The following is an 11,628-nucleotide window of genomic DNA, read 5'->3' on the forward strand; positions in this document are numbered from 1 at the left end:
GTTACTGTCCTTCTGCAAACTGCTCTTGCCCGACAATACCAAGCTTGGTCACACCAAGCCGCTGGGCATCAGCCATAACATGCACCACCGTTTTGTAATCCGCCAGACGGTTTGGCTGCAGATGGACTTCTGGCTGCTGATCAGCCGGACCACTCGCGGCTTCGCGCAGGTGAGCCTGAAGATCATCTTCCCCGGAAAGGGGCTGGCCATTCCATGTAATCGTGTTGTCGAAATCAACGGCAAGCGTCACCACCGGCGTTTCCTGCGTTGAAGGCGGCGGGTTACCTTGCGGCAGATCAATGGAAACGGCCTGGGTCTGCAACGGAATTGTGATGATAAGCATGATCAGCAGAACCAGCATCACGTCGATCAACGGCGTGGTGTTGATATCGACAATGCCTTCGTCTTCCGTCGTGCTTTCCGATCCGACATTCATGCCCATGGGCTGTCACTCTCTTACAAACTCTGGTTCCGCGACACGGTCCGAACCCAGACGGACGCAGAATAAAAGGGCAGATGCTCCGTTACCCCTCCTAAAAGAAGTAACGGATTTTTCTGATGTGATCAGCCGTCTTTCGGCTTCTCGGTAATAAAGTCGATATGCGCAATACCGGCTTCCTGACAGGCGGCTACCAGCTTGCCGACAGATTCGTAACGGGACTTTGTATCCCCACGAATCTGGATCTGCGGCTGGGGCTGCATGACGGCAATCTTTTCCAGACGGGCCATAAGATCGGCCCGTCCTTTAAGTGGCGTTTCGTCCCAGTATGCCTGTCCGTTCTCCGTCACTGCAAGCACGACATTCCCGTTTTTGGTCTGTGTCGGCTGGTTAAGATCCTTCGGCAAATTGACTTTTACCGTGTGGGTTGCAACCGGAATTGTGATCAGAAAGATGATCAGCAACACCAGCATGACATCAACGAGGGGCGTCGTGTTGATCGCAGATACGACGTCGTCTTCGCCCCCGCTGTCTCCGACAGACATACCCATGATTAGCCTACCCGGTTAGAGACGGTGGAAGTCGTGGGGGAGTTATCAGCGCGGACAACAATGCTTTCTGGTCCCGCACCATGACGCACACCACCGATCAGGATGGACTGAAGGTCAGCAGCAAAGTCGCGCACGCTGTCCATGGCACCCTTGTTACGGCGAACCAGCAGGTTGTACCCCAGAACGGCCGGAACAGCAGTTGCCAGACCAATAGCCGTCATGATCAGGGATTCACCAACAGGGCCAGCAACCTTGTCAATAGAAGCCTGACCGGCGATGCCGATAGCTGTCAGAGCGTGATAAATACCCCAAACCGTACCAAACAGACCCACGAACGGAGAGGTGGAACCAACAGTCCCCAGGAAGGCGAGACCTTTCTGCAGGCTGTTCTGGATGTTGTTCACGGAACGCTGGATGGAAAGAGACGTCCAGCTGTTCAGGTCGATGGATTCCTGCATCGTGCCTTCGTGGTGTTCAGCAGCAACAATGCCGGTGTCAGCAATGTAGCGGAACGGAGATGTCGTGCTCAGGGCCGCGGCACCTTCCTGAATGGAAGATTTGGTCCAGAAGTTTTTGGTGGCTTCTTTCGCAGCAGCAAACAGACGGGCCTGTTCAATGAACTTGGTGATCATGATGAACCAGGTGCCCAGAGACATGCACAGCATGATCAGCAGAACGCCACGGGCAATGATGTCACCGTTGGACCACAGAGCGCCCAGACCGTAAGGATTTGCTTCTTCCTTGCTGGCGGGAGCAGGTGGTGCAGCGGGAGTATCAGCTGCGGGGGCTGCAGGTGCATCAGCAGCCGGTGCGGCCGGGCCAGCAGCCGGCGCAGAGGCGTCCGGCGTGGGCGCTGCAGGTGCTGCGCTATCGGTAGGAGCAGCCGGAGAAGCGGCTTCGGGAGCCGGAGCTGCCGGGGTTGTGGAGGAATCTGTGGCGGAAGGAGCAGAGGCCGCAGGAGCTGAAGCATCCTGAGCCAGCGCCAGAACCGGTGTCGCCGTGCCCAGCATGACCGCAAGAGCCGGAACCGCGAGACCCGACACTGGAAGACGAGACAGTCTGATCATGTACCTTAAAATCCTTATCTTATGCGGCCTGGCGTCGGCACCCTTCCGGCGCCAGGCAGTTATCTCCAGTAATTCGGCTAAATGCCGGGATCAGTCATCCAGTCTGAACCTGATCACATACACCTTGTGAAGCTCCTTGACGGGCTGCCCGTTCTTTGTAGCCGGGCGATAACGCGCCTTGTGCACGTAATCGAGAGCGGCCTGAGCAAAGGACTGACCTCCCTGCACGGACTGAACGGAACAGTTGCTTGTCATCCCCGTGGTTTCCACGTCACACGCAACGGTCACACGACCTTCAATGTTCTCTTCTTCCATATCCGGCGGATAGACCGGACGGGCGTTGTTCAGCGGAGACGTGCCTGCCGTCGTGTCCGGTGAGTCAGACGGAGCCGCCTTTGAGGCAGGTTCAGTCACAGGCGGTGCCGGCGACGTAGTGGTCTGCGGCGGCGAAGGATGCTTGGGCGGCGTACGCGAAACATGCTTGATCGGCGGGTTTGGCGGCGGCGGCAGCTGAATCTTCGGCGGCGGAATGTACGGCGGCGGCGGGACCGTCATGGTCGGCGGCGGCGGCGGCGGCGGCGGTGGGGGGGGCGGTGGTGGTGGTGGTGGTAGAATTCTGGTCTTGATTGGGGGCTTTGGCACCGGAACGCTCGTGGATGTTCCCATCCCCAGCACCAGTCCGAAAACCGCCAATACATGCAGCAGAATGACTACCAGCAGAGCAACAACACCGACAACAGCTCCTGTCCCGACGACGTAATGCATCGGTCTCCGTTGCTGTTGCGTGCGGTCCTTCATATTTCTACATCCTCCTTCTTCCACGCCAGCCATAAAACGCTGGCCTGCATCCGCCCCCGATATTCGGGCCCTGAGAGCGGCGGTTACAAACCAACATTTCGTGCCTCAGCACTGGATAGACTGACAGAGCTGCATAGCTGCCATCTTCCTGATCCTGATTGGGCAATTTGAGAACAGTTCTGTCAAGAATGTTCTTGATCGAAAATAATGCTGCCCCACACAAGTCGTTTTGATTAAAATTTAGGCACCACCCTGCAAACCGCAGAAAAAAGCCATATTTCATCCAAAAACCCTTAATCCTTTGGAAATAATGCCCCTTTTCATTTCATTATCATTTTGAAAAAAATAGCGTCTAAACGCGCAGCATGAAGAAAGAGTTTCCCTCTGGCGTGAAATATAAAAAAAGCGGGCCAGCCTGAGGCCACCCGCTTTTCACAAAACCTTCTTATTTAAACGCGCAGTTTATTGCGCAGACGCACTGGCCTCAGACCGAGTTGCGCCAACCCGCGCGGCCAGAGCGGCCGCCATAAAGTCATCCAGCGCGCCATCCAGCACCGCATCCGGATTCCCGGTTTCCACGCCTGTACGCAGATCCTTGACCATCTGATAAGGTGCTAGAACGTAGGACCGAATCTGATGCCCCCAGCCAATATCGGTCTTGGCAGCTTCCGTGGCAGCCGCAGCGGCTTCACGCTTCTGAAGTTCGGCTTCATACAGGCGCGCACGCAGCATCTGCATGGCCGTGGCACGGTTCCGATGCTGTGAACGGTCTGTCTGACAGGCCACCACAATCCCGGTGGGAATATGGGTGATACGGATGGCAGAATCCGTTTTGTTAACGTGCTGCCCGCCCGCACCGGATGCCCGGAACGTATCCACCTTCAGGTCAGAATCATTGACTTCAATCTCGATCGAATCATCAATAACCGGATAGACCCAGACAGAGGCAAAGGACGTCTGCCGTCGGGCTGCCGCATCAAACGGAGAAATCCGCACAAGCCGATGCACGCCGGCTTCGGTTTTCAGCCAACCATAGGCATTGGGGCCAGAGACCAGAATGGTGGCCGATTTCAGCCCCGCCTGTTCCCCTTCCGAGCTTTCCATCAGCGTGACCTTGTAGCCATGGGCTTCTGCCCAGCGGGTGTACATGCGCAGCATCATTTCCGCCCAGTCCTGCGCCTCGGTGCCGCCAGCACCAGCATTGACTTCCAGATAGCAGTCATTGCTGTCGGCCTCGCCAGAAAGCAGGCTTTCCGTCTCACGCCGCTTGGCTTCTTCCGCCAGTTGCTTCAGGGTTGAAATGGCTTCCTGAACCACTTCGGCGTCCCCTTCGGCCTCGGCCAGCTCAACAAGCTCACAAGTGTCCTGCACGCTGTTTTCAAGCGCCAGAACCCCTTCCACCTGTCCAGCCAGCAGCGTGCGTTCACGCATCAGCTTCTGGGCGGCTTCCGGGTCATTCCATAAATCAGGATCTTCTGCCTGGTTGTTCAGCTCGGCCAGTCTGGCCTGTGCGACATCCCAGTTAAAGATGCCTCCTCAGCAGCGCCACTGACTGCTTGATCTGGTCATTAAGGGCTTCCGTCTCGGCAGACATCAGGCCGTTTCTCCATCACTTCTAGGACTTGCTTGAATTGCAGAGAGACTGTTCAGACAGCCTCTTGTAAGCGGCCTCAATAAAGGCCGCCCATGCCAATGTCACCCCCGGAAGGCTCCTGCGCAGGGCGTGGTGTACCGGGTGCTGGCGTAGCGCTATTGCCCGCAGCAGTCCCACCCGCGCCGGGCTGCCCGCCACCGGCGGCCATATCACTTTCCGAATCGGGCATGTTTTCAGCGCCAGTATCGGCTGCCGTCAGTTCCTGAGACGCGCCATTATCAGCCAGACTGACGCTTACACCCGGAATCTGATCAGGCTTGAACGCATCAATCGCAACGCCACGGCCCGTATCATACCGTACCAGCGTAACACCCTCCGGCACGGGGAAATCAAGCTTGGGGTACCCCTCAAAGGCGGTCTTCATGATCTTGTTCCAGATAGGACCAGCAATGGCCCCCCCGGTCTCATTCTTGCCCAGAGATTGAGGCGAATCGAACCCGATCCAAACGACCGTCACCAGATCGGGAGAGTAACCGGCAAACCACGCATCATTGAAATTCTGGCTGGTGCCGGTTTTGCCCGCTACAGGCCGATCAATCCCTTTGCCAGCCTGCACCCCGGTGCCGCGACGGATGACATCCTGCAACATGGTGGTGATCTGGAACGTGCTTTGTTCTGACGCCACTCTCGGCCGATCATCCTTGACGGCAGGCTGATCATCCACACCGGGCAGATCTGCGCTGTTCTGCACGCTGGCAGACGGTGCCGGAGTGGTTACTGGCGCGGGTGCTGGCGGCTGCGGCTGCGCGGCATCCGGCTTGCCATCAGGGAAGATGGCGTCTGGTTCATTCTCATGACCCGCAGCCTGTTGCTCTGCGGCAGTCTGAGCAGCGACAGAAACCAGAGAAAGCCCTTCCGGCCGCCAGATCACCTTACCCTGCCGGTCCTGCACATCATCTATCAGGGTCGGGGTTACTTTCCGGCCCCCGGCAGCCAACGTGGCGTAGGCTCCCGCTTCTTTCAGCACCGTGGTTTCCACGGCCCCCAGAGCCGCGGGCAGCACGTGCGGCATGGAGTCCACAAGCCCGATTCGCGTTGCCAGATCAGCCACATTCTTGATGCCGATATGCGCAGCCAACCGGATGGTCACGAGGTTGCGGGATTCCCGCAACGCGTCATGCAGGGACGTTGGCCCCCAGAAATCCTTTTCATAATTGTTGGGGTGCCACGCCCCGTAAGAAACCGGAGAATCGTCAAAGGCCTGAGAGGGAGAAATGCCCTGCTCCATGGCCTGTAGATACACAAACGGCTTGAAGGATGAGCCCGGCTGACGCAGCGCCTGCGTTGCGCGGTCAAACTGTGATGTCTGGAAAGACCAGCCCCCCACCAGCGCCATCACGCGCCCGGTATGCACATTGAGGGTCACCACAGCGCCTTCAACATGCGGCACCTGCATCAGCGCCACTCGCTCCCCTTGGGCCTGAGGTTCAATCATCACCACATCGCCCGCTCTCAACAGGCGGAACCGGCGCGTCCATGCCAGATCACGTTCCAGCACCTGCGCGGTTTGTGGTGTTCCGCCCTGCGTGGCAGCACCCCGCCGCATGATGCCCCCTTCAAGCCAGCCCACCCGGCCGCGAGAAGGGTCAAGCACCACAGCCAACCGCCATTGATCCAGCATTCCCAGCGGCACCGGCACGGCCTGAAGAGCCGCCACCCAGTCCTCCTGAGAAGAAGAGGACGTGACCTCTGCCAGATGTTTGATAGGGCCACGCCAGCCACCATGTGCCCGGTCATACGCCATCAGGCCCTGCCGCAGAGTGGTCTGTGCCGTAAGCTGCAATGCGGGGTCCAGACTGGTGTGTACTTCCAGCCCGCCTTGGAGCGTCGTGTCCTGTCCGTACCGTTCCAGCAGTTCGCGCCGCACTTCCTCAGCAAACCATTCAGATCCCGGAGCCGGACCGGGGCGCACAAAGGCGTGCGGGATCAGAGGTTCTGCTTCTGCTGACCGGGCAGCCTCATGCGTAATGGCGCCTGTTTCGGCCATCCGCTCCAGCACCCAGTTCCGTCGCCCACGCGCGGCATCCGGAAACCGGATCGGGTTGTAATTGGTCGGAGATTTGGGCAGCGCACCAAGGAAAGCCGCCTCGGCATCATCAAGCTGATCAAGCGGCTTGTTGAAATATGTCTGCGCGGCGGCGGCAATGCCATATGCGCCGCTGCCCATGTAAATTTCGTTCAGATAGATTTCGAGAATCTTCTCCTTGGGCAGCACCTGCTCAATACGCATGGCCAGAAACGCTTCCTTGGCCTTGCGCTTCATGGAAACAGCATTACTGCCCAGCAGCATGACGCGCGCCACCTGCTGCGTGATGGTGGACGCACCAATAGGCCTGCGTCCCTTGCCGCGAGTAAGATCGGTCAGACCTGCGCGTATAATGGCGACCGGGTCCACCCCTTTATGGGTCCAGAATTTCTGGTCTTCCGCTGCAATAAAGGCGTTTTTCACCCGGTCTGGAATAGCGCTGTACGGCACAAACACCCGGCGTTCATCTGCCAGTTCGGCAATCACCTTGTCATCTGATGCATAAAGGCGGCTCATTACAGGCGGCTGGTAGGTCCGTAGCCCTTCCACCGTCGGCAGATCCGCCACAATACCTTCATACTGGTGCCAGACCAGCAGGGACGCCCCCGTTACGCCGACAAGCCCCACGGCAGCCACTGTGCCCAGAAGCCCCCGCCATTGGCGGAAACGTGGCCTGCGCAGCGTTACACCCTGCCGGGAAGAAGCGTTTTCTTCTTTCTTGTCAGAAGAAGACCCAGAGTCACCAGAAGACGGAGTTCGTGTCATGCAGGTCCTTTATCATTCCCATGCGCTGCCGTCTTCCTTCTCATGCGCCATATTGACCACATGATGGCAAAAAGACACCTCTCCCCGCCGGACCAGCCTTTTCCAACGGAGTTTGCCTTTAATGTAACTGTTACGTTTTACCGGAACATCCCATCTAGCCCAGCATTTCACCCAGAAAACGGGCCGTATAATCCACTACCGGAATAATGCGACCGTAATTGATGCGCGTGGGGCCAATCACGCCAATGGCCCCTACAATCCGGTTGGCCTCGTTCCGGGCTGGGGCCACGACCATGGACATGCCGGAGGCCCCGAACAATCCACTTTCCGCCCCGATAAAAATCCTCACCCCTGCCGAGTTTTCGGCCAGTTCCAGCAGGCGCATCATGGTTTCCTGCGTTTCCAGCCGATCAAACAGGGTCTGAATGGCCAACAGGCGTTCCTGCCCATCCACATCCGCCAGCAGCTTGCCTTGACCGCGAATAATCAGGGTGCCGCCGCGTTCATCCGCGCCACCGCCCCACACAGCCAGACCACTTTCCACCACCTCGGCCGTCAACTGGTCCAGCGCGTTCTGGTTCTCCGTCATTTCAGCGCCAACCCTGTCACGCAGATCATGCAGGGTTGTGCCTAAAACACGGGCATTCAGGTAATTGGCCGCTTCCACCAGAGCCGAGGGAGGCATGCCAACCGGGGTTTCCATGACCCGATTCTCCACATGGCCATCAGTGCCGACAAGGACAACCAGTGCCCGATTGCCGCCAAGTGCGACAAACTCAATATGCTTGATGCCCCCCTCCCCCTTGGGAGCCACCACCAACCCGGCCGCATCGGACATGCCTGAGAGCAGAGCCGAAGCCTCCGTCAACGTCTCCTGCAAGGAGCGCCCACGCGCTTCCAGAGACCGACCAATACCGGCCTGCTCCTCTTCTGAAAGGCTGCCAAATTGCAGCAGGCCATCCACAAACAGCCGCAGCCCTTTTTCCGTAGGCAGACGCCCGGCGGAGGTGTGGGGAGAAAACAGCAACCCCGCTTCCGTCAATGAGGCCATGACATTCCGAATGGTCGCCGGAGAAAGTGGCAACCCCAACCGGCGTGAGAGCGTACGGGAACCTACGGGTTCACCGCTTGCCACGTACTCTTCCACAATTTCGCGCAAAATCGCGGCGGATCTGCCATCCAGTTCCGGCGGCAGGGGCGATTTTACGGGCAGCAGACCACGCTTCATGATGACAGGCCTCCTCCTTCAAAATGATCCAGCCGGTAAATCAGGCTAAACAGACATATCCTGATCTTCTGCGCATCTGGCGTGCGTCTGACAAGAGAGCAAGTCCCTTCAACGCAAGAGTGAGCAGTTCCTGACCCTTTCAGGCAGACATAACGCACATCTCGCGGCACCGACGCACCTGTGTAACCGGAGACCGTCACGCGGTTCCGCTCTGGCGCAAATCCCTTTATGTGCAGGGACCCCTCGTTTTTTGTCAGGAGCCCTTCCTCATGCGCCCTTCCGGCCGTCAGCCAGACCAGATGCGCCCCGTTACAATTGAAACCGGCTTTGCCCACCATGCGGAAGGCTCCGCCCTTATCCGCGTGGGCGGCACGGAAGTGCTCTGTACGGCCAGTGTGGAAAACCGCGTTCCGGCCTTTCTGCGCGGAAAGGGTTCAGGATGGGTGACAGCCGAATATGGCATGCTGCCCCGTGCCACCATTCGCGCGGCCCGCGAGAGGCCGCCAAGGGCAAACAATCCGGCCGGACACAGGAAATCCAGCGGTTGATTGGCCGCTCCCTGCGTTCTGTGGTGGACCTGCCCGCGCTGGGTGAGATCAGCATCACGCTGGATTGCGACGTCCTGAATGCAGATGGTGGCACCCGTTGCGCCTCCATTACCGGTGCATGGGTGGCGCTACGGTTGGCTCTGGGCAAATTGGTGGCCGCGCATGTGCTGCGCCAGTTGCCCCTGCGCGGACAGGTTGCGGCTGTCTCCTGCGGGTTGACGGAAGCCGGCCCTGTGCTGGATCTGGACTATGCGGAAGACAGCGCCGCCGCAGCCGACACCAATTTTGTACTGACCGCAGACCGGCGCATTGTGGAAATTCAGGCCACAGCCGAAGACGCTCCCTTTATGGAAGACTCTTTCACCGCCATGTTCGACCTCGCCCGGCAGGGTGTTTCCGTGCTGTTTGATGCTCAGACAGCCGCAGTGAACGCAGCAGAAGGCCACTGACCCCATGACAAACCCCATTTTGAAATCTGGCGACAAACTGGTTCTGGCCAGCCACAACAAAGGCAAACTGGCTGAATTTTCCTCTCTCCTCGCTGATTTCGGCATTACCGTGCTTTCTGCCGGAGATCTTGACCTTCCTGAACCGGACGAGACGGAAACCACATTTGCAGGCAACGCCGCCCTCAAGGCTGTCGCCGCAGCCAAAGCCACGGGCCTGCCCGCGCTGGCCGATGATTCCGGCCTGTGTGTTTCCGCCCTTGGGGGAGCACCCGGCATTTATTCCGCACGCTGGGCCGGGCCGGATAAAGACTTTCCCGCAGCCATGGCCCGCATTCAGGAAGGAATTAGCGAAGACGAACGCGATGCGTGGTTTATCTGCGTGCTGTGCCTTGCTTTTCCGGATAGCACCACCCGCAGTTTTGAAGGGCGTATCAATGGGCAGATCACGTGGCCCCCACGGGGAGACAAAGGCCACGGATATGACCCCATTTTCACGCCGGAAGGGGAAACCCGCACCTTTGCGGAAATGGCGGACGCCGAGAAAAATGCCATCAGCCACCGTGCTCGCGCCTTTAAATCCTTCCGTGAATCGTGCCTTGATTGATACCACTATTGGAAAACAGAGTTTTTGTCTGATACGGTGCGCCAGCCGGGGAATTCCCCGGCTGTTTTTCTATCAGATGTTCAGGACAAGGACTCCATGACCACACAGAACACCGCTTACCGCACACTGGATGCTGAGGGTGTAAGATCCTATGTGGCCTCTCTTCCCACCATTGCAGCGCGCCTTGGCAGCGCGCCGGAAACATGGACCATCCGGGAAGTGAGTGATGGCAACCTGAATATGGTGTTTCTGGCTGAAGGCTCGAACGGAGGGGTTTGCCTGAAACAGGCGCTTCCGCACGTTCGGGTTGATCCATCCTGGAAAATGCCGCTGGACCGCACTTTTTTTGAAGCCGCCTATCTGCGCAACGTGTTTCCCCACGTGCCAGACCTTACAACAGAATGCCTGCATTTTGACCCGGAACAATTTATCCTGATTGTCAAAAGCCTTTCTGGCCATACCGTTTTACGCACAGCGCTTATGAACAGGCCGGTTAACCCGGAAATAGCTGCTCGGATTGGGCGCTTTGTGGCCCACAGCACGTTTGCCACGTCCCTGCTGGCAGCCCCTTTTGAACCCGTCATGGACCGCCGCATCTGTTTTGCCCGCAACCAGACACTCACCCGTATTACGGTTGATCTGGTGCTGACAGACCCGTACCATAATCACCCCCGTAACCACTGGGCAGAACCGGGCCTGACACCTGTGGTGGACGCCATTCGTGCTGACGAGAATGTGCTGGCCCGGATCGATTCACTGCGTCTGCGCTTTCTTTCCTGCCCACAGGCCCTTCTGCATGGAGACCTCCACACGGGCTCCATCATGACCACGGAAGACGATACACGTGTCATAGACGGCGAATTTGCGATCTACGGTCCCATCGGTTTTGATGCCGGACTGTTTGTCGCAAATCTGGTGCTCAGTTTATTTGCCACGCCGGATACTGCGGCCACACACCTTCATAAACAGATGATCACTTTGTTCTGGGGCAGCTTTACAGAGCACTTCCTTCATTTGTGGAACACACAGCCTACCCCTTCCGACCCGGCCGCCCTGTATTACGCCCCCACCCAAGGCGGCATTTCAGAACGAGAAAAAACTCTTTTTCTGGAAAGTATTTTTCAGGACATGGTTGGATACTGTGGTGCGGAAATCATCCGCCGCATTATCGGCTATGCACACGTTGCCGATTTCTCTGTTCTGCTCAATACGGAAACCCAGGAAGCCCGTAAAAAACAGGCTCTTCTGTTCGCAAAAAAATGTCTTGATCAGAAACATCTTTTTAAAAACATTTCTGATTTTCTTACTTCGCTTTCCGCAGACTGATCTCTGTGCTCTGAACTGCCCAGCACTTTGATAGGCTGGGCAGCCCTTAGCCTCCTGCTCCGGGCTGGATGTGGACCTTTCCCCTAATGCCCTCTCTTCCGGCCTCTTAGGATGACACTGTTCCCTCTGCGTGCCCCCACGATCCCAAGTGGCACCTGCATCGTGTTGTAACA

General features: G+C 57.8%; 9 protein-coding genes and 1 pseudogene. 3 read left to right on the forward strand and 7 right to left on the reverse strand.

Annotated features, from left to right (window positions below; translation table 11 throughout):
• Position 1: 1 nt before the first annotated feature.
• The 7 genes from QWU00_RS07085 to hrcA all read right to left on the reverse strand — a co-directional run bounded on the left by QWU00_RS07085 (position 2) and on the right by hrcA (position 8,528).
• Positions 2-442, reverse strand: coding sequence for an ExbD/TolR family protein (locus QWU00_RS07085; RefSeq protein ID WP_006560220.1), 441 nt, complete (start codon positions 440-442; stop codon positions 2-4).
• Between the two features lie 122 nt (positions 443-564).
• Positions 565-990, reverse strand: a complete 426-nt coding sequence (locus QWU00_RS07090; protein ID WP_035380683.1) for an ExbD/TolR family protein — start codon at positions 988-990, stop codon at positions 565-567.
• 2 nt (positions 991-992) lie between these two features.
• On the reverse strand, positions 993-2,057 hold the full coding sequence (locus tag QWU00_RS07095) for a MotA/TolQ/ExbB proton channel family protein (RefSeq protein ID WP_081939074.1): 1,065 nt from the start codon (positions 2,055-2,057) through the stop codon (positions 993-995).
• A gap of 90 nt (positions 2,058-2,147) precedes the next feature.
• Positions 2,148-2,855, reverse strand: a complete 708-nt coding sequence (locus tag QWU00_RS07100; protein WP_035380738.1) for an energy transducer TonB — start codon at positions 2,853-2,855, stop codon at positions 2,148-2,150.
• Positions 2,856-3,317: 462 nt separating this feature from the next.
• Positions 3,318-4,449, reverse strand: a protein-coding gene (prfB, locus tag QWU00_RS07105) for a peptide chain release factor 2 (RefSeq protein ID WP_097802352.1) whose coding sequence is annotated in 2 segments (ribosomal slippage) — positions 3,318-4,379 and positions 4,381-4,449 — 1,131 coding nt in all. Because the reading frame shifts where the segments join, the coding sequence is not laid out codon by codon here.
• Between the two features lie 76 nt (positions 4,450-4,525).
• Positions 4,526-7,300 carry a penicillin-binding protein 1A gene (locus QWU00_RS07110; RefSeq protein WP_035380685.1) on the reverse strand — a complete coding sequence of 925 codons (2,775 nt, stop codon included), beginning with the start codon at positions 7,298-7,300 and terminating at the stop codon, positions 4,526-4,528.
• A 154-nt stretch (positions 7,301-7,454) separates the two neighbouring features.
• The gene (gene hrcA, locus QWU00_RS07115; protein ID WP_006559767.1) at positions 7,455-8,528 is read right to left on the reverse strand and encodes a heat-inducible transcriptional repressor HrcA; all 1,074 of its coding nucleotides are present in this window, start codon (positions 8,526-8,528) and stop codon (positions 7,455-7,457) included.
• Positions 8,529-8,797: 269 nt separating this feature from the next.
• Between hrcA and rph the strand changes: the two are divergent.
• The 3 genes and pseudogenes from rph (at position 8,798) to mtnK (ending at position 11,455) form a co-directional block, all read left to right on the forward strand.
• Positions 8,798-9,525 (forward strand): annotated as a pseudogene (gene rph / locus QWU00_RS07120) (ribonuclease PH).
• 4 nt (positions 9,526-9,529) lie between these two features.
• Positions 9,530-10,129 carry an RdgB/HAM1 family non-canonical purine NTP pyrophosphatase gene (gene rdgB / locus QWU00_RS07125; RefSeq protein ID WP_035380687.1) on the forward strand — a complete coding sequence of 200 codons (600 nt, stop codon included), beginning with the start codon at positions 9,530-9,532 and terminating at the stop codon, positions 10,127-10,129.
• Between the two features lie 96 nt (positions 10,130-10,225).
• Positions 10,226-11,455: an S-methyl-5-thioribose kinase gene (gene mtnK / locus QWU00_RS07130; RefSeq protein ID WP_035380689.1), complete on the forward strand. Its 1,230-nt coding sequence runs from the start codon at positions 10,226-10,228 to the stop codon at positions 11,453-11,455.
• Positions 11,456-11,628: the final 173 nt, after the last annotated feature.

The organism is Acetobacter tropicalis, from assembly GCF_030644465.1.
GTDB lineage: Bacteria > Pseudomonadota > Alphaproteobacteria > Acetobacterales > Acetobacteraceae > Acetobacter > Acetobacter tropicalis.

Coding starts and splice junctions, on each gene's coding strand:
- QWU00_RS07085 (WP_006560220.1), bottom strand. CDS start 442: ATGGGCATGAATGTCGGATCGGAAAGCACGACGGAAGACGAAGGCATT.
- QWU00_RS07090 (WP_035380683.1), bottom strand. CDS start 990: ATGGGTATGTCTGTCGGAGACAGCGGGGGCGAAGACGACGTCGTATCT.
- QWU00_RS07095 (WP_081939074.1), bottom strand. CDS start 2,057: ATGATCAGACTGTCTCGTCTTCCAGTGTCGGGTCTCGCGGTTCCGGCT.
- QWU00_RS07100 (WP_035380738.1), bottom strand. CDS start 2,855: ATGAAGGACCGCACGCAACAGCAACGGAGACCGATGCATTACGTCGTC.
- QWU00_RS07110 (WP_035380685.1), bottom strand. CDS start 7,300: ATGACACGAACTCCGTCTTCTGGTGACTCTGGGTCTTCTTCTGACAAG.
- hrcA (WP_006559767.1), bottom strand. CDS start 8,528: ATGAAGCGTGGTCTGCTGCCCGTAAAATCGCCCCTGCCGCCGGAACTG.
- rdgB (WP_035380687.1), top strand. CDS start 9,530: ATGACAAACCCCATTTTGAAATCTGGCGACAAACTGGTTCTGGCCAGC.
- mtnK (WP_035380689.1), top strand. CDS start 10,226: ATGACCACACAGAACACCGCTTACCGCACACTGGATGCTGAGGGTGTA.